Raw genomic sequence first — 24,720 nt, 5'->3', positions numbered from 1 at the left:
CAACATATCTGGCGTTGACTTTTGGCACGCTGTTGAGTTCTCAAGGAACGGACACTTCCTTCGAGCCGCATTCCTGCGGGCCCTCCGGGCGCTTCATTCTTTCGTGTTCTCAGCTTATCAGATGTTTTCCGCTCCGTTTTCCGGAGTTTCATTCAGTCCGACTCGCTTTGTTCGCCCCTCTCGGTGCGACTCCGGAACTGTACGGGGATCGGCGTCCGCAAAGCAAATCCGCCCCCGCACGCGAACGGTGCGGGGGCGGACAGCGACGCGGGGCGTCGAGGAGGTCAGCGGACCTCGGTGATCTCGGGGCCGCGCGAGAAGGGGTCGATGGAGCCGCCCGCATAGGGGGATTCGGCGTCGGCGGGGGCCGCAGCGCCGTCGGCGACCATCTGGGCGTCCTCGGGGAGCTTGAGGACGATCGGGTCGCGGGGGGCCATGGGGGCCTCGCCGCGGACCACGACGGTCTGCCGGAAGACCTCTTCGAGCAGGCCGGCCATCTCGGGCTGGACCGCGGCCTGGCCGGAGATCACACCGCGGAGGAACCAGCGCGGGCCGTCGCAGCCGACGAAGCGGACCAGCTGGACACCCTGGGTGCCGTCGGGGAGCTGCACCGGGACCTGGGCGCGGAGGTGCCAGCCGAGCGAGCCCTCCTCCTCCTCGATGGCGCCGCCCTGGCCGGTGATGCCGGTGGCGATCTCCTCGCGGACCTCGCCCCAGATGCCCTCCGACTTGGGGGCGGCGAAGGCCTGCAGCTGAATGGCGCTGTTGCCGAGCACCAGGGTGGCGGCGACGATCGCGTCCCCGGCCACCTCCACCCGGAGCTCCATGCCCTCGACACCGGGGACCAGCAGGCCACCCAGGTCGACACGGCCCTCTGCGGGCTTCTCCAGCTCGGAGATGTCCCACGGCCCGTCCGGGCGCGGGGCCGGCGGGAGGCCGACGCGGTCGGCCGGGTCGAGTTCGGTGTCGCTCTCGCTCTCGACGGAATCCTCGACGTCATCGGCCGTCTCGTCGGCGCTGATGGCGTCCTCGGCGAGCTGCTCGACAGCGTCCTCGCTCTTGCGACGACGGAACACGGTCACTGTCCTTCCCGGTCCAAGACCGAATCCAAGACCGAACGCGAATATCTGCTACCTGCTACCCACTGGACCGGCCGAAAATCGCTGCAACTGCATCGCTTCCACCCGTTCGTCGTGCGGCTCGGCTGAGCCGAGGCCGCGGCGCATGCTAGACCGCGGCGTGACCGCCGGTCGAGCCGAACCCGCCCTCGGCGCGGACCGAACCCGGGAGTTCACCCACTTCGTGGAAGCGGGCCTTCTCGACCTGCTGGATGACCAGCTGGGCAATTCGGTCGCCTCGCTTGAAGTTGACCGGCTCCCGAGGGTCCAGGTTGACGACGATCACCTTGATCTCACCACGGTACCCGGCATCGACCGTCCCTGGGGCGTTCACCAGTGCAACTCCGCAACGGGCTGCGAGACCTGAGCGCGGGTGGACGAACGCGGCGTAGCCGTCCGGTAGCGCGATGGAGATGCCGGTGGGGAGCAGCGCCCGTTCGCCGGGCTGGAGTTCGGCGTCCTCGGTGGTGCGCAGGTCGGCGCCGGCGTCGCCGGGGTGCTCGTAGGCGGGGAGCGGGATCTCCGGGTCGAGGCGGCGGATCAGGATGTCGACGGGCTGGCGGGCGGAGTCGGTCACGGGTTCACCTCGAAGGCTCGGGCGCGTTTGATCTGGTCCGGGTCGTCCAGGACCTTCTGCACGTCCTCGGGACGGCCGTGCGTGGTGAAGTGTTCCAGCTTCACCTGGACGAACAGTGCCTGGGCGCGGATGGCGACCGGCCCGTCGGGTCCGCCTATCCGGCCTTCGGCGGCGCTGTAGACCTTGCGGCCGTGGACGCCGGTCACCCGTGCGTGGATGTGCAGCACGGAGTCGACGGGGACCGGGCGGACGAAGTCGGTCTCCAGGCGGCCGGTGACGGCGGGGGCGCCGAGCAGCCAGTTGAGCGTGCCGAGGGTCTCGTCCATGGCGCTGACCAGGACGCCGCCGTGGGCCAGTCCGGGGCCGCCCTGGTGGGCCGTCTTGACGGTGAACTGCGCGGTGACGTCGAGCTGCTCGCCGGCGACGGCGACGAGCTGGAGTCCGTGCGGGTGGTGCGGGCCGCAGCCGAAGCAGTCGTCGTAGTGGGAGCCGATGACGGTGCCGGGTGCGGGGGCGAGCGGGGAGCGGGGCGGCAGGACGGCGTCCGCGGGCGGGGTGGTGGGGGTGGGTCCGTTCACAGTCGCGACCCTACCTGTCGGTAGTTTCCCGGGACAGGCGCGCCGAGGGGCCCCGGCCGCCGGGCCCGGCGTGTGCTGCGCCCACAATGGGAGGCATGTACGAGGAACGTCTCACCGTCCCGCGGTCCTGGTGGCTGCTGCCCGTGGCGCTCGGGCTCTCGCTCGGGCTGATCCTGCTCCGGTTCAGCGGGCTGGGCGCCCTGATCGGGCTGGTCGTGGGGGTGGCCGCCGGGGCGGCGGCCCTGAGCAGCTACGGCTCGGCGCGGATCCGGGTGGTGCAGGGGTCGCTGGTGGCGGGGCAGGCCCGGATCCCGGTGAGCGCGCTCGGCGAGGCCGAGGTGCTGAACCCGAAGGAGGCCGTCGCCTGGCGTTCGGTGAAGGCCGACCCGCGGGCGTTCATGCTGCTGCGCAGCTACGTGCCGACGGCGCTGAAGGTCGCGGTGACGGACCCGGCGGACCCGACGCCGTACCTGTACCTGTCGACCCGGTCGCCGCAGCGGCTGGCGGACGCGCTGGGCGAGGCGGCGGGCGGCCGGGGCCGCTGACCGGTCCGGGCACTCGGGAACAACGGCGCGGGCAGGGCCGCGCGACAGACGGAACAACGCAGACAGACCGAAAGGGACGGCCCCAGGTGGTGGGGGCCGTCCCTTTCGGTCTGTCTGCGTGCACTGCGGGTGCAGGCGCGCGGTTCGCGCTCTGCCGGGTGCGACCGCTCGGGACGGTCGCTGCTTCTGCCTCCGGCCTTGCTGCTCAAGGCCGGACGGGGCGGCGTACCGGGCCGGCGGAGGGGTCTCGCCCGCCCGGGCCAGTGCCGCGCCGTTTTCAGGCGCCGCAGTCCCGGCAGATCGGCTGGCCGTTCTTCTCGCTGTACAGCTGGCTCCGGTGGTGCACCAGGAAGCAGCTCATGCAGGTGAACTCGTCGGCCTGTCGGGGCAGCACGCGGACCGACAGCTCCTCGTTGGAGAGATCGGCTCCGGGGAGCTCCAGGCCCTCGTTGGCGTCGTACTCGTCGACGTCGACAGAGCCGGAAGCCTTCTCGTTCCGGCGGGCCTTCAGTTCCTCGATGCTGTCCTCGTTGAGGTCGTCATCGGTCTTGCGTGGGGTGTCGTAGTCCGTTGCCATGTTTCGCTCTCCCCCTTTGGGTGTGTGCGGTATCTCCAGCGCACGTAACGCCTGGGGGGCCGGTCTTGTGCCCGACCCGAGGCCGAGATTGTGCCTTACTTCAAGCCCTGTTACTCAATCGACACCCGGCCCGAGGCCCTTCGGGATGATCGAACGGGGTCCGAACGCGGTCCACCGCGTGGGTGAACCGGTCGGGGGCGCGAGTCATCGATCGTTACGGTGGGTGGCCGCCGTTCGGCGGGTCGGGCGACAACTCGACCGGGAGTAAGGGTTCTTGACGATCGGTCGAGTTGTCCGCGATTGCCCGCCATGGTGACTCAGTGCTACCGACCCACCCGAACGGGTGATCACCCCGACGAGTGGCGCGACTGGGCCGCCCGACGGGGTGTGATGTTCGTCACATCTGGCGCGAGTGCGGGCGTTTCCCGCAAAAACGGGCCTTTCGACCCGACTCCGAGCGGTCGGATTGTCCGCATACCGACCGGATTCGAACCGGGACGCTCCGCGTCCCGGCGGCCACGCTCAGGCGCGGGCGGCGGCCGCGGCGGCGCGGCGGGCGAGCAGGGCGGCCTGGCGCTCGTCGAAGCGGGTCGCCTGGGCGTTCAGGCCGCCCAGGAAGGCGCCCAGCTCGTCCTGGGCCTGCCGGCCCACCGGGCCGAGGTCGGCGATCTCCATGACCTTCAGGTGGCGCAGCACCGGCTGCAGCACGTCGTCGTGGTGGATCCGCAGGTTGTAGATGCCGCCGATGGCGATCTGCGCGGCGGAGCGCTCGAAGCCGGGCATGCCGTGACCGGGCATCCGGAAGTTCAGCACCACGTCGGCGACGGCGCGCATGGCCTGGTCGGGGGCGATCTCCAGGGCGGCCTTCAGCAGGTTCCGGTAGAAGACCATGTGCAGGTTCTCGTCGTTGGCGATCTTGGCCAGCAGCTGGTCGCAGAGCGGGTCGCCGGAGTGGTGGCCGGTGTTGCGGTGGGCGATCCGGGTGGCCAGCTCCTGGAAGGCGACGTAGGCGACGGACTGCAGCATGCTGTGCGCGTTGTCGGACGCGAAGCCCTCCGCCATGTGCGCCATCCGGGCCCGCTCCAGCTCGACCGGGTCGACGGCGCGGGTGGCCAGCAGGTAGTCGCGGATCGCTATGCCGTGCCGGCCCTCCTCGGCGGTCCAGCGGTGCACCCAGGTGCCCCAGGCGCCCTCGCGGCCGAACATGCTGGCGATCTCGTGGTGGTAGCTGGGGAGGTTGTCCTCGGTCAGCAGGTTGACCACCAGCGAGATCCGGGCCAGCGGGGTGACCTTGGACTGGTCGAGCGACCAGGCCTCGCCGCCGAGCACGCCGTCGAAGTCCCGTCCCTGGCTCCACGGCACGTACTCGTGCGGCATCCACTCCTTGGCCACCTTGAGGTGCCGGTCGAGCTCGGTCTCCACGACCTCTTCGAGCGCGAGGATCAGCCTGGCGTCGGTCCAGGCGGTCGTTGCGGTGCGCTGCACGGGGGCGATGGTCACGGCGGTTGCTCCTGCGGATGTGCGGGACGGACCTACGGCTGCGTAGGTTACGACACCGTAAGTTGTCGCGGCCGCAAATGACAAGCCGCCCCTGTCCAGCGCTTATGTCGTTCCGACAAAGGCCGAACAGGGGCGGCTGAGGGCGTTCCGGCACCGGAAAACGCCGTGGACGGGCGCAGGCGGCCCGGAGGGCGCTCCGGCGACTAAGGGATGCGGACCTGGATGCGCAGGCCTCCTCCGGGGCGGGCAGTGGCCTCCAGGGTGCCTCCGTGGGCGCGCACCACGGAGCGGACGATCGACAGGCCGAGACCGACGCCCTTGTCGCTGCGGGTGCGGTCGGTGTTCTTCAGCCGGCGGAACGGCTCGAAGATGTGGTCCAGCTCGTAGCCGGGCACCACCGGGCCGGTGTTGCTCACCACCAGCTCGCCGCCACCGCCGCGGACCGCGGTGGTGGTGATCTCCACCCAGCCGCCGGGGCTGTTGTAGCGCACGGCGTTCTGCAGCAGGTTGAGCGCGATCCGCTCCAGCAGCACACCGTTGCCGTGGGCGGGCGCGGCGGCCAGTTCGGCGCGCAGCTCCACCTCGCGGGTGCCGGCCTCCGGGCGGATCTGCTCCAGGGCCCGCTGGGCGACCTCGGCGAGGTCGACCGGGCGGCGCTCGGTCAGCTCGTTCTCGCTGCGGGCCAGCAGCAGCAGGCCCTCCACCAGCTGCTCGCTGCGCTCGTTGGTGGCCAGCAGGGTCTTGCCGAGCTGTTGCAGGTCCGGCGAGGTGTTCGGATCGGAGAGCTGCACCTCCAGCAGGGTGCGGTTGATCGCCAGCGGGGTGCGCAGCTCGTGCGAGGCGTTGGCGACGAACCGGTGCTGGGAGTCGAAGGCGCGGTCGAGGCGCTCCAGCATCTCGTCGAAGGTGTCGGCGAGTTCCTTGAGCTCGTCGTCCGGGCCGTCCAGGTTGATCCGGCGGTGCAGGTCGGAGCCGGCCACCTCGCGGGCGGTGCGGGTGATCCGGCCGAGCGGGTGCAGCACCCGGCCGGCCACCGTGTAGCCGACCGCGAAGGCGATCACGGCCAGGCAGACCAGCGCGGTCAGCGCCTTGCGCAGCAGGGTGGAGAGCGCCTCGTTGCTCCGGGTGGACTGGAAGTTCGCCAGCCACCGGTCGAGGTCGGCCTGGTTGGTCAGGTTGGTGCCGTCGTAGGCCCGCAGCGTGACGCCCTGGCCGAGGGTGAAGTGCGGCACCAGGTCGGTCTGGAAGGCCGAGCGGACGAAGTAGTACATCAGCAGCAGCAGCACCACGCCGGCCATCAGGAACATCCCGCCGTACAGCAGGGTGAGCCGGATGCGGATCGTCGGGCGCAGCGACAGCCAGGCGAACAGGCCGTCGCCGGGGCGGTAGGCGTCGTCGTCGCGGCCGGGGCCGGGCCGGCGCGGGGGGTGGTTCGGACGCGGGGGCACCTGGCCCGGGCCCGGGGTGGGCACGCCGGGGGCCCCGCCGGGGGGTGGCGGGGTGGTCATGGCCGGAAGTCCTCTCAGACGGCGGTGGGGGTTGCGGCGGGGCGGGTCAGACCCGGTAGCCGGAGCCGGGGACGGTGACGATCACCGGCGGGTCGCCGAGCTTGCGGCGCAGCGTCATCACGGTGACCCGGACCACGTTGGTGAACGGGTCGGTGTGCTCGTCCCAGGCCTTCTCCAGCAGCTGCTCGGCGGAGACCACGGCGCCGCCGGCCCGCATCAGGACCTCCAGCACGGCGAACTCCTTGGGGGCGAGCTGGACGGGCTTGCCGTCCCTGATCACCTCGCGGCGGCCCGGATCGAGGCTGATCCCGGCGCGCTCCAGCACGGGGGGCAGCGGGACGGTGGCGCGCCGGCCCAGGGCGCGGACGCGGGCGACCAGCTCACTGAACGCGAACGGCTTGGGGAGGTAGTCGTCGGCGCCGATCTCCAGGCCCTCGACGCGGTCGCTGATGTCGCCGGAGGCGGTCAGCATGATCACCCGGGTGGCCAGGCCCTGCTCGACGATGCGCCGGCAGACGTCGTCGCCGTGCACCAGTGGGAGGTCCCGGTCGAGCACCACCACGTCGTAGTCGTTCACGGCGATCCGCTGCAACGCGGCCTCCCCGTCGTAGACGACGTCGACCGCCATGGCCTCCCGGCGCAGACCGGTGGCGACGGCCTCGGCGAGCAGCTGCTCGTCCTCGACGACGAGTACCCGCACGGTGGTTTCCCTTCTCCTGGCGGCCCAGGCCGTGCTGCCCGTGCGGGCCGTGGTGCGCCGGGCGCGGATCCGGGCATGCGGATCCGACGGTGCCTCCATCCTGCCTGGTCGCGCGGTAAAGCAGTCGTAAGTCCGGTGCGCCGACGGCGAAACCGGAGGCTCCGGATGCCCCTTGGACTGTGACTCGGGCAACTTTCCGACGAGTTGAGGTTTCCCGACCCGAGGGGTGGGGAGGACACGTGCACACCGTGATGCCGCCCAGCGGCGTTTTCACGGCCACCACCCGCCGAGTGCCCCATCCGCACCGGCCTGGGATCGAGAGCCACCGGGTCGCGGCCCACGCGCCGCCCGAGCACCCGACCGGATCCTGCACCGGTCGTCGGGTGCCCGTCCGGGGTTCATCCGATTCCGTGCCGGGGGGTTGCTCGGACCGTGCCCGTCCGACACAGGAAAAGGGGGCCCGTATGGACGCCTTCACCGCCGGAATCCTTCAGCGGATCAAGAACGCCGAGCAGGATCTGCACCGCGCGATCGAATCCGGGGACGAGTTCCTGGCCGAGGTCGAGCAGTCCGAGCTGGAGGACCTCCAGCGTCTCGCCGCCGAACACGGCGTGGACCCGATGCTCGGATCGCATCGCTCCGCCGCCTGATCCCTTCCTTCGAAGCACCAGCGAGCCCTGGCACGGTCACCCGTGCCGGGGCTTTTCGCTGTCGGGCGTGCCGGGTGCTCAGTCGTGCCAGGCGCCGAGTTCCTCCAACCGGGCCTGCAGCGGCTCGAACACGCCGGGCGGGGCGGCGACGGTGAGTTCGCCGTCCGCGGGCAGGCCGGGGCGGGAGCCGGTGAGCGCGCCGGCCTCCTGGGCGATCAGTACGCCGGCCGCCCGGTCCCAGGGGGCCAGGCCGCGCTCGAAGTAGCCGTCGAAGCGGCCGGCGGCCAGGTCGCACAGGTCGACGGCGGCGGCGCCGGCCCGGCGGACGTCGCGGACCTCGCCCATCAGTGCGTGCAGCACCTCGGCCTGGTGGACGCGCCGCTCGCGCAGGTAGCCGAAGCCGGTCGCCACCAGCGCCTGGCCCCAGACCGCGGGCGGGCGGACCGCGAGCCGGCGGCCGTTCAGCTGGGCGCCGCGGCCGCGCACCGCCTGGAACAGTTCGCCCCGGGCGGGCACCGCGACCACGCCGACCACCGCTTCGCCGTCCAGTTCGGCGGCCACGCTGACGGCCCAGGAGGGAATCCCGTAAAGGTAGTTGACGGTTCCGTCGAGCGGGTCGACCACCCAGCGCACCCCGCTGGTGCCGGGGCGGTCGGCGCCCTCCTCGCCGAGGTAGCCGTCGTCGGGGCGGCGGGCCGAGATCAGTTCCAGCACCAGCTTCTCGGAGGCCAGGTCCATCTCGGTCACCACGTCCACCGGGCTGCTCTTGGTGGCGGCCACCCCGAGGTCCTCGGGCCGGCCGTCACGGAGCAGCTCGCCGGCCCGGGTGGCGGCTTCGACGGCGATGGCGAGCAGGTCGTCCAGGAGTTCCACGTTTCGATCCTTCAGGCTTCGGCGGCGGCGGGGCGGGGGGCGCGCGGGTTGGGGCAGCAGGCGGTGGCGCACAGGTCGTGGCTGGGGCCGAGGGCGCCGAGCGCGCAGCGGGTGACCGGCTCGCCGCGCCCGACCGCGGCCCGTTCCAGGACGAGCTCGCGGACGGCGGCGGCGAACCGCGGGTCGGCGCCGACGGTGGCGGCCCGGGCGACCGGCAGGCCGAGTTCGGCGGCCTTCGCCACCGCCTCGGTGTCCAGGTCGTACTTGACCTCCATGTGGTCGGAGACGAAGCCGATCGGCACCATCACCACGGCCGCGGCGCCGTCGGCGTGCTGGGCCTCCAGGTGGTCGCAGATGTCCGGCTCCAGCCACGGGATGTGCGGGGCGCCGCTGCGGCTCTGGTAGACCAGCTGCCAGGGGCGGTCGGCGACGCCGGTGCGTTCGGCGACCGCGTCGGCGATCAGCCGGGCGACGTCCAGGTGCTGGGCGACGTAGGCGCCGCCCGGGGTGCCGCGGGCCGGGTCGTCGGGGGCGCCGGAGGTCTCCGCCATGGCGGTCGGGATCGAGTGCGTGGTGAACGCCAGCCGGGCGGTCTCCCGGGCGCCGTCCGGGAGCCGGTCGAGGGCGGCGAGGGTGGCGTCGATCATCGGCTGCACGAAGCCCGGGTGGTTGTAGAAGTGCCGCAGCTTGTCGACGGTCAGCTCGGGCCGGCCCTCGGCGGCGAGCCGGGCCAGCGCGTCGGCCAGGTTCTCCCGGTACTGCCGGCAGCCGGAGTAGCCCGCGTAGGCGCTGGTGGCCAGCACCAGTACCCGGCGGTGCCCGGCGTCGGCGATCTCCCGCAGCGTGTCGACCAGGTACGGGGCCCAGTTCCGGTTGCCCCAGTGGACCGGCAGGTCGAGGCCGTGGTCGGCGAAGTCCTTGCGGAGCGCGGCCAGCAGCTCGCGGTTCTGCTCGTTGATCGGGCTGACCCCGCCGAACAGGAAGTAGTGCTTGCCGACCTCGGTCAGGCGTTCCTTCGGGATGCCGCGTCCCCGGGTGACGTTCTCCAGGAAGGGCACCACGTCCTCGGGGCCCTCCGGTCCGCCGAAGGACAGCAGCAGCAGCGCGTCGTACGGCGCGGGGTCGGTGAGGGTGCGCGTGTCGGACATGGCTCCGATCCTGCCACCCGTGGCGGCGGGGCCGGTGCACGGATGGCGGCGGCACGGTGTCCGGAATATCCCGGGTGCGGGCGATGGATCACGGTTCGTAAGCTGTGTGAGCGATAGTTGTGCCTTACGCCTATCTCCCCGCCCAGTGCCGCACCCCGTCCGACGGAGCCACCCCGTGCTGTCCAGCTACCGCCAGATATTCGCCGCCCCCGGCAGTCTGGCCTTCTCCTCCTCCGGGCTGATCGCCCGCCTGCCGATCTCGATGACGGGCATCGGCACCGTCACCATGCTCGCCGAGATGAAGGGCACCTTCTGGCTCGGCAGCGCGCTGTCCGCCACCCTCGCGGTCTCCGCCGCGATCCTCGGCCCGTGGATCTCCCGGCTGGTCGACCGACACGGCCAGCGCCGGATCGCGCTGCCCGCCACCCTGGCCACCGTGCTGGCGGCGGCGGGCCTGCTGCTCGGCGCCCGGACCGGCCTGCCGGACTGGACGCTGTTCGTGTTCGCGGCGGGCATGGGCGTGATGCCGAGCACCGGGTCGATGGTCCGCGCCCGCTGGGCCCAGCTGTACCGGAACGAGCCGCCGAAGCTGCACACCGCGTACTCCTTCGAGGCGGTCGCGGACGAGATCTGCTTCATCGTCGGCCCGATCCTCGCGGTCTCGCTGGCCACCACCGTGTTCCCCGAGTCCGGCGTGCTGCTGGCCGCGGTCTTCCTGGTGGTCGGCGTCCTGCTGTTCACCGGCCAGCGGCGCACCGAGCCGCCGGTGCATCCGGCCGCGCACCAGGCCGGGCCCAGCGTGATCGCCAACCGGGGCCTGCAGATCCTGGTGCTGACGCTGGTCGCCACCGGCGGTGTGTTCGGCTCGGTCGAGGTGGTCACCGTCGCGTTCGCCAAGGCCCAGCAGCACACCGGCGCCTCCGGCCCGGTGCTCGCCGTCTACGCGCTCGGCTCCTGCCTGGCCGGCGCGGTGTTCGGCACCCTGAAGCTGGCCGGTTCGATGGCCCGCCGCTTCCTGATCGGGGTGACGGTGATGGCCGTCGGCATGGTGCCGCTGATCCTGGCCGCCCAGCTGATGCACGGCACCGCCGCGCTGGTCGGCGTCGGCACCGCGCTGTTCCTCTCGGGGCTGGCCATCTCGCCGACCCTGATCACCGCGATGGCGCTGGTCGAGCGCCTGGTCCCGGCCGCCCAGCTGACCGAGGGCATGACCTGGACCACCACCGGCATGGCGCTCGGCGTGGCGTTCGGCTCCTCCGCGGCCGGCCTGGTGGTGGACTCCCACGGCGCGGCCGACGGGTACTGGGTGCCGGTCGCCGCCGCGGGCCTCGGGGCGCTCGCCGCGTACGTCGGCATGTCCCGGCTGCGCCACCAGCTGACCGCCGCCGAGCAGGTGGCGGTGCCGGCGGCCGTCGCCTCCTGACCCCCGGCCCGATGTGAGCCTTCCTCATGTTGGGTCCTCGGGACCATGGACCCGCGCGCGAGCCAGTGGCTACGCTCCCCCCACCCACCGGTAGATCCGGCAGGCGGGACACGCGAGCGGGAGGGCTCTGGAGATGACCGAGGTCTGGCGGAACTGGGCGGGGAACCAGAGCGCGCGGCCCGCGCAGGTGACGGCGCCGGGCTCGGTCGAGGAACTGGCCGCGGTGATCAAGGCGGCCGCCGAGGCCGACCGCCCCGTGAAGGCGGTCGGCTCCGGCCACTCGTTCACCGCGATCGCCGCAGCCGGCGACGCCGTGATGGTGCGCCCGGACCGGCTGACCGCCGTGCGCGGGATCGACCGCGCGGCCGGCACCGTCACCGTCGAGTCGGGCCTGCCGCTGCACCGGCTGAACCGGCTGCTGGCGGCGGCCGGCCTGTCGCTGACCAACATGGGCGACATCGAGGTGCAGACGGTGGCCGGCGCCACCAGCACCGGCACCCACGGCACCGGCCGGGACTCCGGCTCGCTGGCCGTGCAGATCCGGGCGGTGGAGATCGTCCTCGCCGACGGCTCGGTGCAGACCTGCTCCGCCACCGAGAACCCCGAGCTCTTCCAGGGCGCCCGGCTCGGCCTGGGCGCGCTGGGCGTGATCAGCGCGCTGACCTTCGCGGTGGAGCCGATGTTCCTGCTCCGCGCGCACGAGAAGCCGGCCGGCTTCGACGAGGTGCTCGCCGACTTCGACGAACTGACCGCCGTCAACGAGCACTTCGAGTTCTACTGGTTCCCGCACACCGACCGCTGCTCGACCAAGCGCAACAACCGCAGCCAGGGCCCGGCCGCCCCGCTGCCGAAGTTCAAGGCCTGGCTGGACGACGACTTCGTCTCCAACACGGTTTGGGAGGGCGCCTGCCGGGTGGGCCGGGCGTTCCCCGGCTCGATACCGACCATCGCCCGGATCGCCAGCCGCGCCTGGTCGGAGCGCCGCTTCACGGACCAGGCGTACAAGGTCTACACCAGCCCCCGGAAGGTCCGCTTCGTCGAGATGGAGTACGCGGTGCCGCGCGAGGCGGCCACCACCGTGCTGCGCGAGCTGAAGGCGCTGGTGGAGCGCTCCGACTGGCGGATCAGCTTCCCCGTCGAGGTCCGGGTGGCCCCGGCGGACGACCTGTGGCTGTCCACCGCGAACGGCCGGGACAGCGTGTACATCGCCGTCCACCTGTACCGGGGCACCCGCGAACTGGCCTACTTCACCGAGGTGGAGAAGCTGATGACGGCCCATCAGGGCCGCCCGCACTGGGGCAAGCTGCACACCCGGGACGCCGAGTACCTGTCGACCGTCTACCCGCACTTCGGCGACTTCACCGCACTGCGCGACCGGGTCGACCCGGAACGCCGGTTCGCCAACGCCTACCTGCGCCGGGTGCTCGGCGCCTGACCGACCGCAGCACCTGACCGACCGTCAGCCGGTCTTCTCCGCGCCGGGCGCGGCGTCCGGCCCGGCGGTGTCGCCCCCGGCGGGGGCCGGGTGGGCCTCCCCGGTGGCCGCCGGGGAGCCGCCCGCGCCGGGCGAGGTGCTCGGCTGCGGCCGGCCGGACGGCTGGGCCGAGGTGCTGGGCGCGGGCGAGCCGGAGCTCCCGGACGACGGAAGGTCGCCGGGCCCGTGCCGGGACGGCTCGCTGCTCGGCGACTGCGTCGGGGCGGGCTGCTGCTGCCGGTCGCCCTTGCCGCCGTCCTCGCCGCGCTGGCCACCGCCGCCGGACGGGCGGGACGGGTTGAACGAAGTGCCGCTGCCGTCCTGGCCGGTGGTGATGTTGTGCAGCGGTTTTCCGGTGGCGAGTTCCACCGTGAGGATCGGCACCATCGCAATAACGAACACCAGTGCGGATACCGCCGTGTAGGACTTCCAGGTCCAGCGGCGTTTCGCCCGCAGCAGCTGCGGCTCGTTCCAGTCCTGGCTGATTCCGCCCGCCGCGGCCGGCCGGAGAGACTCGGCGGGCGCGGATTCGCCTCCGCGATTGCGCAGTCGTTCCCCGGTGCGTTTGAACAGGTGCTGGAAGACCGCGCTTCCGGTCGTCGCCCCCACCGAGACGACGGCCGCGCCGAGTATCGTTCCGTACACTCCGAGTTCCGAGGCGAGCACCGCACCGACCACCGTCGCCAGCGCGCTCGCCGCGACCTGAGTGACCGTCAGGTCCAGCCGCTTGCGCTCGGACTTCTGGTCGCCCTGGGCCGCTCCGTGCGCGAACTGCTCCCTCTGCTGCGGCATCCAGGTCCCTCGGTCGGCGTGTCGGAATTTCGAACAAGTCTCTCCATCTTGCCCAAAGAAGGACACAAGGGTCGAAAATCCGGTTCCTCCCGGTCGATATATGTGAAGATGATCACCGTCCACCGACCATCGGTCGTCCTATGGGGTGCGCACTCTTGAGATTCCGATGATTCGCGGGAGACTTGAGCGGCGAGCCGCCCCTCCGGATGCCACGAATGGAGTACTGTTCGTGGAGCCTGAGCCTTCGGTCCCGCCTGTCGACACTGCGTCAGACGACGGCCCGGGTGCCCGGGTGCGATGTCGACGACGACGTGGCAAACAGGCAACCGTGCCACAGCGGCGCGCCCGGGTGAAAGCCCGACACGCCGGGTAACTCTGCAAGGTTGTGGCCACTCGCCAGCGGGCAGGCCACACTCAGTACGGGAGCAGCGACGCAGGTGACGTCGGCAGGCACCACCCGGGAGGTAACCGTGCCCGAACTGCGCGTCGTGGCCGTCAGCAACGACGGCACACGGCTGGTGCTCAAGGCTGCCGACAGCACGGAGTACACCCTTCCGATCGACGAGCGGCTGCGCGCTGCCGTCCGGGGTGACCGGCCGCGGCTCGGCCAGATCGAGATCGAGGTGGAGAGCCACCTCCGCCCGCGCGACATCCAGGCGCGGATACGAGCCGGTGCCTCCGCTGAGGAGGTCGCCCAGGCCGCCGGCATCTCGGTCGACCGCGTGCGCCGCTTCGAGGGTCCGGTGCTGGCGGAGCGTGCCTTCATGGCCGAACGGGCCCGCAAGACGGCGATCCGCCGCCACGGCGAGTCCACCGGCCCCCAGCTCGGCGAAGCCGTCGCCGAGCGGCTCGCGCTGCGCGGCGCCGAGAAGGACACCGAACGCTGGGACTCCTACCGCCGCGACGACGGCACCTGGGAAGTCATCCTCGTCTACCGTGCCGAGGGCGAACACCGGCGTGCCGCCTGGTCGTACGACCCGCCGCGGCGGCTGGTGCAGCCCAACGACGACGAGGCGCGCGCGCTGATCGGCGAGAACGTGGAACGCGAGGAGGACTCGGTCTTCCCGTTCATCCCGCGGATCGCCCGGCTCCCCCACGAGCGCCCGACCCGCCCGATGATCGAGCGCCCGTCCGCCGACCGCATCATGCACCGCGAGGCGGTCGCCGCGGTCTCCCCCGAACGGGACTCCCTCACCAGCCTGTTGGACGTCGTCCCCTCCTACCGCGGAGACCTGACGCCGGTCGGGCCGAGCGTGGAGACGACGGTCACGGAGGAGCCCGAGGAGATCGAGGAACCCGCGAGTGCGCCTGCGGCGAGCGTCGGCGCAGGCTCCGCCTACGCCGACATCCTGATGCCGCGGTCGGTCTCCCCGCACCGCGACCGGATGGTCGGCGCGACCGACCGCCAGGCCGAGGCGGACGGCGTCCGACCCGGTCGGCGGGCGACGGTGCCGAGTTGGGACGAGATCGTGTTCGGGTCGCGGCGCAAGAAGCCGGAGTAACTTCGAGCCCCGCCAGGGGCTCGTGGGGGCACCTCCCAGCCCGCCAAGGCTGGGGGGAGAACGGCGGGGTCGAGTCTGCGGGTGGTCAACAGGGCGCAGAGAGGTTCCGTGGTTTCGGGCCCCTGTCCTTAGGCCCGCCGCAGCCATGACCAACCGCTGTCTCCGGCCGCCGGCAACAGGACGCCGCCGTTCCCCGGGCCCCTGGTTTCGCACCCACGAGCCCCTGGTTTCGCACCCCCGGGCCCCTGATTGTTCATCCCACGGCGACAGGGTTTTCCGGGTTCGCGGACCATTCGCTCCAGGAGCCCGGATAGAGCGCGGCGCCCTGGTGGCCCGCGAGTTCCAGGGCGAGGAGTTGGTGTGCGGCGGTGACGCCGGAGCCGCAGTAGACGGCGGTGGTCGAGGGGTCGGTGACGCCGAGGGCGGCGAAGCGTGCGGCGAGGTCCGCCGGGGGGAGGAAGCGGCCGTCCGTTGCGAGATTCTCTGTCGTGGGGGCGGAGGTCGCGCCGGGGATGTGGCCGGCCCGGGGGTCGATGGGCTCGGTCTCGCCGCGGTAGCGTTCGCCGGCCCTCGCGTCCAACAGGAGTCCGGTGCGGGCGAGTTCGGCGGCGCCGGTGGCGTCGACGGTGGGCAGGTGGCCGGGGTCGACGGTGAAGTCGCCGTCGCCGGAAGCGGGCGTCCCGGTGCTGAGCGCGTTCCCGGCGGCGAGCCATCCGGCGAGGCCGCCGTCGAGGACCTTGACGTCGGGGTGGCCGGCCCAGCGGAGCAGCCACCAGGCGCGGGCGGCGGAGAGCGAGGGGCCGGCGTCGTAGGCGACCACGGGTCGCGTCGTGGTGACGCCGGCCCGGCGGAGTGCGGCGGTGAGGCGTTCGGTCGCGGGCAGCGGGTGGCGGCCGGCGGGGCCGGGCGGGTCGGCGAGTTCATGGTCGAGGTCGAGGTAGTGCGCGCCGGGCAGGTGGCCCTCGGCGTACGCCTCGGCGCCGGGCGGGCCGCCGAGCTGCCAGCGGATGTCGAGCAGTACCGGCGGGTGCGGGGAGTCGAGCGCGGCGGCCAGTTCGGCGGCGGTGATCAGCGGCGAGGTCATGCTGCCATTGTGGCGGCAACCGGTGTGACGGTGTGTCAGCCCTCGAACGGGAGAACGTCCGGGGAGAGCACGGCGGCCCTCGCGGTGGCTGCGGTGAGCCGGCGGCGGTGGTGGCGGCGGCAGAGCACCTCGTAGCCGATCTCGTCCTCGTTGACGGCGACGTCGCCGACCACGACCTGCGCGCCTTCGACCACCATGACGCCGCCGACGGTGCGGGCGTTGTGGGTGGCGCGGGCGCCGCACCAGCAGAGTGCCTCGACCTGGAGGACCTCGACCCGGTCGGCGAGTTCGATCAGCCGCTGGGAGCCGGGGAACAGCTTGGTGCGGAAGTCGGTGGTGATCCCGAAGGTGAACACGTCGATGCCCAACTCGTCCACGATGCGGGCGAGTTGGTCGATCTGCCCGGCGGAGAAGAACTGTGCTTCGTCGCAGATCAGGTAGTCGACCTTGCCGCCGGCGGAGAGCAGGTTGACCACGTACGCCTGGAAGTCGAAGCTGTCGCCGACCTCGACCGCGTCGGCGCGCAGGCCGAGCCGGCTGGAGATGGTGGCGGCGCCGGCCCGGTCGTGGCGGGTGAAGATGATGCCCTGCCGGCCGCGGGCGGTGTGGTTGTGGTCCATCTGGAGGGCGAGCGTCGACTTGCCGCAGTCCATCGTGCCCGAGAAGAACACCAGTTCAGCCATGGGTGGAGCGTCAGCCTTTCGGGCTTGGGTGGTTGACGGGCCGGTCTCAGCCACGGACTTCGAGCAGCGGGACGAGTTGTTCGACGGGGGTCATCGAGCCGTGCAGGCCGACCATCTGGGACTCGCCGGGCTCGTTGCGGCTGGCGATGATCGCGATGTCGTCGCGGGCGGCGGCCACCACGTCGCCGATCCGGTGGTAGACCCGCTCGTCCACCTCGGGGCCGAACCAGCCCGCGGCGATGGCCTGGTCGCGGGTGGCGACCCACATCTGCTCGCCGAGCACCTCGCTCCACACCGCGTGCACGTCGCCGGCCGCACCGGGGTGGGCGTACACGTGGCGGGCGCGGCCCTCGCCGCCGAGCAGGGCGACGCCGGCCGAGAGCTCCCAGTCCTCGTCGAAGTCGATCCGGTTCTCCGGGGTGACGTCGATCATGCCGTGGTCGGCGGTGACGTAGAGGGCGGAGCGCGGCGGGAGCTGTTCGGCGAGCCGCCGGGCCAGCCGGTCGACGGTGGACAGGGTGAGCCGCCACTCGTCGGAGTCGACGCCGAACCGGTGCCCGGCGGCGTCGAGTTCGCTCAGGTACGTGTAGACCAGGGCGCGGTCGTGCTCGGCCAGCCAGGCGGCGGCCCGGTCCATCCGCTCCTCGCCGGTGGTGCGGCCGAGGAAGGTGCCGCCGGACAGCGCGACCTGGGTGAGCGGGGTGGTGGCGAACAGCGGGGAGGACACCTGGGCGGTGGCCACCCCCGCCAGGTGCGCCTGCTCGAAGACGGTCGGGTAGGGCTGCCAGCCGTGCGGGTCCACCGGCGGCTGCCAGCGCAGCTGGTTCATCAGCTGCCGGCGGCCGGGGATCGCCACCGTGTATCCGGCCAGGCCGTGCTGCCCCGGCGGCAGGCCGGTGCCGACGGAGGCCAGCGAGGTGGCGGTGGTGGACGGGAACCCGGCGGTGATCGGCTCACCGGCGGCCGTCAGCGAGTTGAGGAACGGCGCCCAGTCGGGGTGACGGCGGATCAGCTCCCAGCCGAGGCCGTCCACCAGGAAGACGCACACCCGGTCGGCGGGCTCCAGCGGCAGCGTGGCGCGGTAGCCGGGCACGCCGAGGCCCGCCGCCAGGGTCGGCAGCAGGTCGGAGAGGGCGGCGCAGCCGTAGCGCGGCGCGGGCGCGTCGGCCGGGTCGAGCGGATGGAACGAGTCGTAGCCGTGATGCATACCGGGCTCAGCCGTTGGCCACGGTCGCTTCGGACAGCGCCCGGGCGAAGACCAGCGCCTGGGCGACCGTCTCCGGACCGTCCCCGGCCTCACTCACCCGCAGCGACAGGTCGTCGGCGGTGGCGGAGCCGGTGTAGCCGTGGTCCGCCTCGCAGTTGGGGTCGGAGCAGCCGGCCGGCTCCAGGTCGAGGCGCTGCACGGCGCCCCAGCCGATGGTGAGGACGACCTCGCGGGGCAGGGTGCCGGGGGTGTACGTCTCCGGGTTGGCGACCATGCGGCTGATCACCACGGAGTTGATCCGGTCCAGCCGGACCGTCTCGGTGGAGGTGGTGGCGTACGGCACGGGCGTGGCCGCGTCGCCGTTCTGCTCGTCGGTGTGGCTGACCACGAAGCGGGACGGGGTGAGCACCAGCACGGTGACGTGCCGGCGGACCTCGTTCGCGTCGAAGGTGGTCTCCTGGTGCACCAGGTACGAGCTGATCGGCTCGGGGCCCACCGCGGACTCCACCGCCTCGGAGACCAGCGCCGGGTAGTAGCCGCTGCGCTCGATCGCGGACCGCAGGTCCTGCGTGGTGGTACCGGTCTTCGCCATATCTCCATCCTGGCATGTCCCGCCGGTCCGGCGGGTGGCACTGCGCCGGGGTCTCCGGGCCCGTCGTCCTGCTGTCGGGCCCGGGGGTCGTCCGCTCCTGCCGGGCGGGCAACCACGCAAGATTACAGCGTGCTCATGGCGCGCGGTCCCAGATCGGTGCGGACCGGCAGCGGGGCGATTCGCACCCGGGCGCCGAGCACGGTCAGGCCGTGCGGGGCGACCACCACGGGCTCCAGGTCCACGGTGGCGATCTCTGGCAGGTCGTCGACCAGGCGGGAGACCCGCAGCAGCAGCTCCTCCAGGGCGGCGGTGTCCACCGCCTCCGCGCCGCGCCAGCCGAACAGCAGCGGGGCGGCCCGGACCTCCCGGATCAGTTCGGCGACGTCCCGGTCGGTGGCCGGGACCAGGCGGTGGGCGACGTCGCCGAGCAGTTCGGCGGGGGCGCCGGCCAGGCCGAAGGACAGGATGGTGCCGACCGCCGGGTCGACGGCGGCGCCGATCACGGTGTCCACGCCGCGCGGGGCGAGCCGCTGCACCACCAGCTCCGCCTGCGCGGCGCCGCCGAGCAGGGCGTCCAGTTCGCGGTGGGCGCGGCGCAGCTCGGCCTCGGTGGTGAGGTCGAGCCGGACGCTGCCGAGGTCGGGCCGGTGGCGCAGGTGTTCGGCGGTGGCTTTCAGCGCAACGGGGTAGCCGAGCGTGTCCGCCGCCTTGACGGCGCTGCTCTCGTCGGGCGCGGCGAGCGTCGGGCTGACCGCGATGCCGTAGTGGGCGAGCAGCGCGGCGGCGTCCCGGTCGGGCAGGGTGACCCGGGCCCCGCCGGGCTGCAGTCGGGCGGCGACCGCCTCGCGGCTGCCCAGCGCCTGTTCGACCAGGGCGCGGGCGGCGGCCTCGTCCACGCCTTCCAGTTCGGGGACCCGGGCGGTCTGCTCGGCCTCGGCGCTGCGGCGTCGCCACTTGGCGTAGCGCACGGCGTCGGCGAGTGCGTGGACGGCGCGTTCGGGGGCCGGGTAGGCGGGCACTCCCCCGGCCCGCAGCCGGTCGACCAGGGCGGGGAGCGCCAGGTGGGCGAGGAGCAGCGGCTTGCCGAGTTCGCGGCCGCGTTCGGCGGCGTCCAGCAGCGCCTGGGCGATCTCCGGGGCGTCCTCGACCAGTTCGGGCGCCGCGTCGGGGCCCAGCACGCCGATCGGCGGGATGGCGACGGCGATCACCGCGTCGACCTTCGGGTCGCTGAGCGCGGTGTCCAGGGCGATCCGGAAGTTCTCGCCGCTGGCGCCGGTGGTCAGGTCGACGGGGGTGCGCGGGCGCAGGCCGGCGCTCAGGCAGGTGTCGTAGGTGAGCAGGCCGAGCGAGTCGGAGTTGCCGACCACGGCGACCCGGCCGCCGGCCGGGAGCGGCTGGCCGGCCAGCAGTTCGCCGGTGTCGAAGAGTTCGGTGATGGTGTCCACCCGGATCACGCCGGCCTGCTGGAACAGCGCGTCCACGGTGGCGTCGCGCAGCCGGGTGGCGGCGGGCTGGACGGCGTGGCCGGGCGGCAGGCTGCCGGTGTGCCGGGCGCCCTTGAGCACCACGACCGGTTTGGCGGCGGCCAGCCGGCGGGCGATCCGGGTGAACTTCCGCGGGTTTCCGAAGGACTCGAAGTACAGCAGCACCACGCCGGTGGCGGCGTCCTCCTCCCAGTACTGGAGCAGGTCGTTGCCGGAGACGTCGGCCCGGTTGCCGACCGAGGCGAACGAGGAGAGGCCCAGGCCGCGCCGGTGCGCGGCCTCCAGCAGGGCGACGCCGATCGCGCCGGACTGGCAGAACACGCCGAACGGTCCGCGGCCGGGCAGCACGGGCGCGAGCGAGGCGTTCAGGCGGTGCTCGGGGTCGGTGTTGATCAGGCCGAAGGCGTTCGGGCCGACCACCCGCATGCCGGCGGCCCGGGCCTGCCGGACCAGCTCGCGCTGCCGGTCGCGCCCGTCCGGGCCGGTCTCGGCGTACCCGGCGGTGACCACCACCAGGCCCTGCACGCCGTGCGCGCCGCACTCGGCGACCACGCCGGGGACGGCGGGCTCGGGCACCGCGATCACCGCCAGGTCGACCGGGCCGGGGATGGCCAGTACCGACCGCAGGGTGGGCACCCCGTCCAGCGGCGTGCCCGGCTCGGCGGTGCGGTTCACCGCGTACACCGGCCCGTCGAAGCCCGCCCGGATGTCGCGCAGCAGCGCCCGGCCGACCGACTGCGGGTTGCGCGAGACGCCGATCACGGCGATCGAACGGGGGGTCAGCAGCCGCTGCACGGACCGGGCTTCGGCGCGGTGTTCACGGGCCCGCATCACCGCGAGCGACGCGGCGGTGGGCTCCAGGTCGAACTCCAGGTGCACCACGCCGTCGGCGAAGCTGCGCTGCTGGGTGTAGCCCGCGTCGGTGAACACCTTCACCATCTTCCGGTTCTCCGGCAGCACTTCGGCGGTGAACCGGCGGATGCCGCGCTCCTGCGCGACCGCCGCGATGTGCTCCAGCAGCGCGGAGGCGATGCCCCTGCCCTGGTGCGCGTCCTGCACCAGGAAGGCCACCTCGGCGTCCGTGCCGGTGGTGGACGGCATGCCCGCCTTGTCGATCCGGTCGTAGCGGACGGTGGCGATGAAGCGGTCCCGCACCACCAGCGCCAGGCCGACCCGGTTCACGTAGTCGTGGTGGGTGAACCGGCGGACGTCCTTGTCGGACAGGTGCGGGTACGGGGCGAAGAAGCGGAAGTACTTCGACTGGTCGGAGACCTGCTCGTAGAACTCCACCAGCCGGTCCGCGTCGTCCGCGGTGATCGGTCTGATCCGGGCCGTGCCGCCGTCACGCAGCAGGACGTCGGCCTCCCAGTGCTGCGGATAACCGTGCTCGGCCTCTTCGCGCGTCATGGCGTGCTTGACGGTGTCGTGCTCCACGGTCGTCAGAGTAGTCGTCGGCGAGCCTGATGGCGTCGGCCCGGCCGGGCACGGCACGCTGGGCCTGCTGGCCCCGGGCCGCGAGTGCACTGGCGTGCAACACTGGTCTAGACAACACTTGCACCACCCTGCACCACCTGAAAGGCACCTCTCATGGCTGAGCGCCGCGTCACCATCGGTTGGGCCGAGGGCCTGCACGCCCGTCCCGCATCCATCTTCGTCAAGGCCGTCACTTCCACCGGCGTCCCGATGACCATCGCCAAGGAAGGCGGCACCCCGGTCAACGCCGGCTCCATGCTCGGCCTGCTCGCCCTCGGCGCGGAGGGCGGCGAGGCCGTCGTCCTGTCGGCCGACGCGGAGGGCGCGGACGCGGCGCTGGACCGGGTCGCGAAGATGGTCCAGGAAGGCCTGGACGAACTCCCGGCGGCGTAGTTTCCCCGGGGAGGTGCCCCCACGAGCCCCTGGTTTCTGTCACTACTGTGGCTCGTGTGGTGATCACAGCCGAAGTCGAAGACCCGCACGCCGTCAGATCCGCCGCAACGGACACCCTCGGGGTGGGTCTCGGCCTGTACCCGCTGGGCGTCGCGTTCGGGGTGCTGCTGGTGCAGAGCGGCTTCGCCTGGTGGTGGGCGCCGGTGTTCTCGGCGTTCATCTACGCGGGCTCGCTGGAGTTCCTGGCCATCGGCCTCCTCCTCGCGGTCACGCCCCTCGCATCCGTCGCCGTCACCACCTTCCTGGTGAACTTCCGGCACGTCTTCTACGGCCTCTCCTTTCCGCTGCACCACGTGCGCGGCCGGGCCGCGAAGGCGTACAGCGTCTACGCGCTGACCGACGAGGCGTACGCCCTGGCCGCCGCCCGCCCCGGGCTGACGGGCCGCCGGATCGTCGCGATCCAGGCGTTCTGCCAGGCGTACTGGATGCTGGGCGGGCTGACGGGCGCGCTTCTCGGCGCCGCGCTGCCGGGCACCGTCCGGGGGCTGGACTTCGCGCTCACCGCCCTGTTCGCCGTTCTCGCCGTGGACGGCTGGCGGGCCACCCGTGACGTTCCGGGTCCCGTTCTCGCGCTGCTGGCCGCGCTGGCCGCGCTGGTGCTGGCGAAGGACCAACTCCTCGTCGTGGCCCTCGGGTTGTACGTCGCGGCGCTGAGCGTCCGCTACCGGCTGAGGGGGCGTCGTGCCTGAGTGGCCGTACGTGCTGGCCGGCCTGCTGGTGATGTTCGCGGTGACGCTGCTGCTGCGCGCCGCACCGTTCGTGCTGCTGGGCCGGCTGCGGGAGTCCGGCCTGCTGCGGTTCCTGGCGGCGACGATGCCGGCCGGCGTGATGGTGATCCTGACCGTCTACACCGTACGGAACGTCCCGCTGTCCGGGGCGGGCCCGACCGCTGTCGGCCTGCTGGCGACCCTCGGGCTGCACCTGTGGCGGCGCAACGCCCTGCTGTCGATCGTCGCGGGGACGGGCGCCTACGTCCTGGCGCTCCACCTGCTCTGACCCGCTCTGACCTGCCCTGACCCGCTCTGACCTGCCCTGACCTGCGGGAACGGAAATTCGGGTGCGGGCCGGCCGGTCGGCGGCGTAGCGTCGGGCCCATGTCGACGCCCCGCATCTCCTAGCAAGAGGACCAGCTTCCACGCCACCCGTGTGTCCTCTTGCTGTTTCGGAGCGTCCTTTCATGATCACCGTTCGTGGTCTCGACGTGCGCATCGGCGCCCGTCTGCTGTTGCACGACATCTCTTTCCACCTCGCCCCCGGCGACCGGGTCGGCCTGGTCGGCCGCAACGGCGCGGGGAAGACCACCCTGCTCTCCACCCTGGCCGGCCTCGCCGACCCGGCCGCCGGGACGATCGCACGGACCGGTTCGACCGGGTACCTGCCGCAGGACTCCCGCGTCGCGGACCCGGCCGCCCCGGTGCTGGAGCGGATCCTGTCCGCCCGCGGCATGGACGACGCGCAGCGGGCGCTGCGCACGGCCGAGGCCGCGATGGCCACGGCCGGAGGGGCCGCGCTCGACCGGGCGCTGCGCGCCTACGCCCGGGCCGAGGCCACGTTCGAGCAGTGCGGCGGGTACGCCGCGCAGGCGGAGGCGGCCCGGGTGGCGGCGGGTCTCGGCCTGCCCGAGCGGCTGCTGGAGCAGCCCGTGGGCGACCTGTCGGGCGGCCAGAAGCGCCGGGTGGAGCTGGCCCGGATCCTGTTCGCCGGGCACGACACGCTGCTGCTGGACGAGCCGACCAACCACCTGGACGCCGAGTCGATCGCCTGGCTGCGCGGGTTCCTGGCGTCCCACCGGGGCGGGCTGGTGCTGATCAGCCACGACCTGGAGCTGATCGACGCGACCGTGAACCGGGTGTTCCACCTGGACCCGCAGCGGGCCGCGCTGGACGTGCACAACACCGGCTGGTCCGCCTACCTGGCGCAGCGGGCGGCGGACGAGCGGCGGCGCGCCCGGGAGCGGGCGAACGCGGAGCGCAAGGCGTCGAGCCTGCACGCGCAGGCCGAGCGGATGAAGGCGAACAGCAACACCGCGTCGGCCGCGAAGTCGATGGCCAGGCGCGCGGACCGGCTGCTGGCGGGAACGGAGCCGCTCCGCCGGGCCGAGCGGACGGCGCGGATCCGGCTGCCGGAGCCCGCGCCGTGCGGGCGGATCCCGCTGGGCGCGATCAGCCTGGCGAAGGCGTACCGCGGCCACCGCGTGCTGGGCGGGGTGGACCTGGCGGTGGACCGGGGCAGCCGGCTGGTGGTGCTGGGCCCGAACGGGGCCGGCAAGACCACCCTGCTGCGGCTGCTCGCGGGCCGGGAACTCCCGGACGGCGGGCGGACGGTGGCGGGGCCGGGCCTGCGGCTGGGCTACTTCGCGCAGGAGCACGACACCCTGGTCGCGGACCGCACCGTGTTCGCGCACCTGTCGGCCGCCGCGCCGAAGCTGACGGACAGCGAGGTGCGCTCGGTGCTCGGCGGGTACCTGTTCCGCGGCGACGACGTGGAGAAGCCGGCCGGGGTGCTCTCCGGCGGCGAGAAGACCCGGCTGGCCCTGGCCTGCCTGGTGCACTCGGGCGCCAACGTGCTGCTGCTGGACGAGCCGACCAACAACCTCGACCCGGCGTCCCGGGACGAGGTACTGCGCGCGGTCGCCGAGTACCCGGGCGCGATGGTGATGGTCACCCACGACCCGGAGGCGCTCGACGCACTGCGGCCGGACCGGGTCCTGCTGCTCCCGGAGGCGTACGAGGACCTGTGGCACGACCGCTACCGCACGCAGGTGCAGCCCGCCGGGTAG

24 protein-coding genes are annotated in these 24,720 nt (G+C 72.8%); 9 read left to right on the top strand and 15 right to left on the bottom strand.

Annotated features, from left to right (window positions below):
* Positions 1-284 precede the first annotated feature (284 nt).
* From ACIQF6_RS32570 to ACIQF6_RS32560, 3 genes are all read right to left on the bottom strand, one after another.
* Positions 285-1,076, bottom strand: a complete 792-nt coding sequence (locus ACIQF6_RS32570; RefSeq protein WP_400901534.1) for a DUF3710 domain-containing protein — start codon at positions 1,074-1,076, stop codon at positions 285-287.
* 151 nt (positions 1,077-1,227) lie between these two features.
* Complete coding sequence (gene dut / locus ACIQF6_RS32565) at positions 1,228-1,695, bottom strand: dUTP diphosphatase (RefSeq protein WP_073817349.1); 468 nt, start codon at positions 1,693-1,695, stop codon at positions 1,228-1,230.
* Positions 1,692-2,273 carry a PaaI family thioesterase gene (locus ACIQF6_RS32560; RefSeq protein ID WP_400901531.1) on the bottom strand — a complete coding sequence of 194 codons (582 nt, stop codon included), beginning with the start codon at positions 2,271-2,273 and terminating at the stop codon, positions 1,692-1,694. The genes dut and ACIQF6_RS32560 overlap by 4 nt, the downstream gene beginning before the upstream one ends.
* A gap of 95 nt (positions 2,274-2,368) precedes the next feature.
* Here ACIQF6_RS32560 and ACIQF6_RS32555 point away from each other — a divergent pair, with 95 nt between their 5' ends.
* Positions 2,369-2,818: a DUF3093 domain-containing protein gene (locus ACIQF6_RS32555; protein WP_400901529.1), complete on the top strand. Its 450-nt coding sequence runs from the start codon at positions 2,369-2,371 to the stop codon at positions 2,816-2,818.
* Between the two features lie 277 nt (positions 2,819-3,095).
* Here ACIQF6_RS32555 and ACIQF6_RS32550 read toward each other — a convergent pair whose 3' ends face one another.
* The 4 genes from ACIQF6_RS32550 to ACIQF6_RS32535 all read right to left on the bottom strand — a co-directional run bounded on the left by ACIQF6_RS32550 (position 3,096) and on the right by ACIQF6_RS32535 (position 7,103).
* A complete protein-coding gene (locus ACIQF6_RS32550) occupies positions 3,096-3,395 on the bottom strand; it encodes a DUF4193 domain-containing protein (protein ID WP_043909894.1) in 300 nt (99 codons plus the stop codon).
* A gap of 522 nt (positions 3,396-3,917) precedes the next feature.
* Positions 3,918-4,895, bottom strand: a complete 978-nt coding sequence (locus ACIQF6_RS32545; RefSeq protein ID WP_400901527.1) for an acyl-ACP desaturase — start codon at positions 4,893-4,895, stop codon at positions 3,918-3,920.
* A 203-nt stretch (positions 4,896-5,098) separates the two neighbouring features.
* Positions 5,099-6,403, bottom strand: coding sequence for a sensor histidine kinase (locus ACIQF6_RS32540; RefSeq protein ID WP_400901525.1), 1,305 nt, complete (start codon positions 6,401-6,403; stop codon positions 5,099-5,101).
* Positions 6,404-6,449: 46 nt separating this feature from the next.
* A complete protein-coding gene (locus tag ACIQF6_RS32535) occupies positions 6,450-7,103 on the bottom strand; it encodes a response regulator transcription factor (protein WP_099903185.1) in 654 nt (217 codons plus the stop codon).
* 464 nt (positions 7,104-7,567) lie between these two features.
* On the opposite strand from ACIQF6_RS32535, the gene ACIQF6_RS32530 reads away from it, so the two are divergent.
* Positions 7,568-7,753 carry a hypothetical protein gene (locus tag ACIQF6_RS32530; protein ID WP_380486965.1) on the top strand — a complete coding sequence of 62 codons (186 nt, stop codon included), beginning with the start codon at positions 7,568-7,570 and terminating at the stop codon, positions 7,751-7,753.
* 78 nt (positions 7,754-7,831) lie between these two features.
* Here the strand turns inward: ACIQF6_RS32530 and ACIQF6_RS32525 are convergent, their stop codons facing one another.
* Both ACIQF6_RS32525 and ACIQF6_RS32520 read right to left on the bottom strand, forming a co-directional pair.
* Positions 7,832-8,626: an inositol monophosphatase family protein gene (locus ACIQF6_RS32525; RefSeq protein WP_400901522.1), complete on the bottom strand. Its 795-nt coding sequence runs from the start codon at positions 8,624-8,626 to the stop codon at positions 7,832-7,834.
* Positions 8,627-8,637: 11 nt separating this feature from the next.
* Positions 8,638-9,774, bottom strand: a complete 1,137-nt coding sequence (locus tag ACIQF6_RS32520) for a ferrochelatase (protein ID WP_400901520.1) — start codon at positions 9,772-9,774, stop codon at positions 8,638-8,640.
* 175 nt (positions 9,775-9,949) lie between these two features.
* Between ACIQF6_RS32520 and ACIQF6_RS32515 the strand changes: the two genes are divergently transcribed.
* Positions 9,950-11,197, top strand: a complete 1,248-nt coding sequence (locus ACIQF6_RS32515) for an MFS transporter (RefSeq protein WP_400901518.1) — start codon at positions 9,950-9,952, stop codon at positions 11,195-11,197.
* A 133-nt stretch (positions 11,198-11,330) separates the two neighbouring features.
* A complete protein-coding gene (locus ACIQF6_RS32510; protein WP_400901516.1) occupies positions 11,331-12,632 on the top strand; it encodes a D-arabinono-1,4-lactone oxidase in 1,302 nt (433 codons plus the stop codon).
* Between the two features lie 24 nt (positions 12,633-12,656).
* Here the strand turns inward: ACIQF6_RS32510 and ACIQF6_RS32505 are convergent, their stop codons facing one another.
* Positions 12,657-13,463, bottom strand: a complete 807-nt coding sequence (locus tag ACIQF6_RS32505) for a hypothetical protein (RefSeq protein ID WP_400901514.1) — start codon at positions 13,461-13,463, stop codon at positions 12,657-12,659.
* Between the two features lie 437 nt (positions 13,464-13,900).
* On the opposite strand from ACIQF6_RS32505, the gene sepH reads away from it, so the two are divergent.
* Positions 13,901-14,965 (top strand): septation protein SepH, encoded by a 1,065-nt coding sequence (sepH, locus tag ACIQF6_RS32500; protein WP_400901512.1) that lies wholly within the window; start codon positions 13,901-13,903, stop codon positions 14,963-14,965.
* Between the two features lie 253 nt (positions 14,966-15,218).
* On the opposite strand, the gene ACIQF6_RS32495 is transcribed toward sepH, so the two are convergent.
* From ACIQF6_RS32495 to ACIQF6_RS32475, 5 genes are all read right to left on the bottom strand, one after another.
* Positions 15,219-16,049: a sulfurtransferase gene (locus tag ACIQF6_RS32495; protein WP_400901510.1), complete on the bottom strand. Its 831-nt coding sequence runs from the start codon at positions 16,047-16,049 to the stop codon at positions 15,219-15,221.
* Positions 16,050-16,084: 35 nt separating this feature from the next.
* Positions 16,085-16,732: a thymidine kinase gene (locus tag ACIQF6_RS32490; protein ID WP_400901509.1), complete on the bottom strand. Its 648-nt coding sequence runs from the start codon at positions 16,730-16,732 to the stop codon at positions 16,085-16,087.
* Positions 16,733-16,778: 46 nt separating this feature from the next.
* Complete coding sequence (locus ACIQF6_RS32485) at positions 16,779-17,939, bottom strand: alkaline phosphatase family protein (protein ID WP_400901507.1); 1,161 nt, start codon at positions 17,937-17,939, stop codon at positions 16,779-16,781.
* Between the two features lie 7 nt (positions 17,940-17,946).
* Complete coding sequence (locus tag ACIQF6_RS32480) at positions 17,947-18,531, bottom strand: DUF5998 family protein (protein WP_043909865.1); 585 nt, start codon at positions 18,529-18,531, stop codon at positions 17,947-17,949.
* A 122-nt stretch (positions 18,532-18,653) separates the two neighbouring features.
* Positions 18,654-21,422, bottom strand: coding sequence for a GNAT family N-acetyltransferase (locus ACIQF6_RS32475; protein ID WP_400901549.1), 2,769 nt, complete (start codon positions 21,420-21,422; stop codon positions 18,654-18,656).
* Positions 21,423-21,602: 180 nt separating this feature from the next.
* On the opposite strand from ACIQF6_RS32475, the gene ACIQF6_RS32470 reads away from it, so the two are divergent.
* From ACIQF6_RS32470 to ACIQF6_RS32455, 4 genes are all read left to right on the top strand, one after another.
* Positions 21,603-21,881, top strand: coding sequence for an HPr family phosphocarrier protein (locus tag ACIQF6_RS32470; protein WP_400901504.1), 279 nt, complete (start codon positions 21,603-21,605; stop codon positions 21,879-21,881).
* A 59-nt stretch (positions 21,882-21,940) separates the two neighbouring features.
* Positions 21,941-22,630 carry an AzlC family ABC transporter permease gene (locus tag ACIQF6_RS32465; protein ID WP_400901502.1) on the top strand — a complete coding sequence of 230 codons (690 nt, stop codon included), beginning with the start codon at positions 21,941-21,943 and terminating at the stop codon, positions 22,628-22,630.
* Positions 22,623-22,937: a branched-chain amino acid transporter permease gene (locus ACIQF6_RS32460; RefSeq protein WP_400901500.1), complete on the top strand. Its 315-nt coding sequence runs from the start codon at positions 22,623-22,625 to the stop codon at positions 22,935-22,937. Before ACIQF6_RS32465 ends, ACIQF6_RS32460 begins: the two co-directional genes overlap by 8 nt.
* 181 nt (positions 22,938-23,118) lie before the next feature.
* The gene (locus ACIQF6_RS32455) at positions 23,119-24,720 is read left to right on the top strand and encodes an ABC-F family ATP-binding cassette domain-containing protein (protein WP_400901498.1); all 1,602 of its coding nucleotides are present in this window, start codon (positions 23,119-23,121) and stop codon (positions 24,718-24,720) included.

The sequence above is a fragment of the Kitasatospora sp. NPDC092948 genome, from assembly GCF_044754805.1.
GTDB lineage: Bacteria > Actinomycetota > Actinomycetes > Streptomycetales > Streptomycetaceae > Kitasatospora.
This window is presented reverse-complemented; position numbering and strand designations above follow the sequence as displayed.

What these genes read in the sequence shown, in the direction of transcription:
- ACIQF6_RS32555 (WP_400901529.1), top strand. Translation starts at nt 2,369, where the DNA reads ATGTACGAGGAACGTCTCACCGTCCCGCGGTCCTGGTGGCTGCTGCCC.
- ACIQF6_RS32550 (WP_043909894.1), bottom strand. Translation starts at nt 3,395, where the DNA reads ATGGCAACGGACTACGACACCCCACGCAAGACCGATGACGACCTCAAC.
- ACIQF6_RS32540 (WP_400901525.1), bottom strand. Translation starts at nt 6,403, where the DNA reads ATGACCACCCCGCCACCCCCCGGCGGGGCCCCCGGCGTGCCCACCCCG.
- ACIQF6_RS32530 (WP_380486965.1), top strand. Translation starts at nt 7,568, where the DNA reads ATGGACGCCTTCACCGCCGGAATCCTTCAGCGGATCAAGAACGCCGAG.
- ACIQF6_RS32520 (WP_400901520.1), bottom strand. Translation starts at nt 9,774, where the DNA reads ATGTCCGACACGCGCACCCTCACCGACCCCGCGCCGTACGACGCGCTG.
- ACIQF6_RS32510 (WP_400901516.1), top strand. Translation starts at nt 11,331, where the DNA reads ATGACCGAGGTCTGGCGGAACTGGGCGGGGAACCAGAGCGCGCGGCCC.
- ACIQF6_RS32505 (WP_400901514.1), bottom strand. Translation starts at nt 13,463, where the DNA reads ATGCCGCAGCAGAGGGAGCAGTTCGCGCACGGAGCGGCCCAGGGCGAC.
- ACIQF6_RS32495 (WP_400901510.1), bottom strand. Translation starts at nt 16,049, where the DNA reads ATGACCTCGCCGCTGATCACCGCCGCCGAACTGGCCGCCGCGCTCGAC.
- ACIQF6_RS32490 (WP_400901509.1), bottom strand. Translation starts at nt 16,732, where the DNA reads ATGGCTGAACTGGTGTTCTTCTCGGGCACGATGGACTGCGGCAAGTCG.
- ACIQF6_RS32485 (WP_400901507.1), bottom strand. Translation starts at nt 17,939, where the DNA reads ATGCATCACGGCTACGACTCGTTCCATCCGCTCGACCCGGCCGACGCG.
- ACIQF6_RS32480 (WP_043909865.1), bottom strand. Translation starts at nt 18,531, where the DNA reads ATGGCGAAGACCGGTACCACCACGCAGGACCTGCGGTCCGCGATCGAG.
- ACIQF6_RS32475 (WP_400901549.1), bottom strand. Translation starts at nt 21,422, where the DNA reads ATGACGCGCGAAGAGGCCGAGCACGGTTATCCGCAGCACTGGGAGGCC.
- ACIQF6_RS32470 (WP_400901504.1), top strand. Translation starts at nt 21,603, where the DNA reads ATGGCTGAGCGCCGCGTCACCATCGGTTGGGCCGAGGGCCTGCACGCC.
- ACIQF6_RS32455 (WP_400901498.1), top strand. Translation starts at nt 23,119, where the DNA reads ATGATCACCGTTCGTGGTCTCGACGTGCGCATCGGCGCCCGTCTGCTG.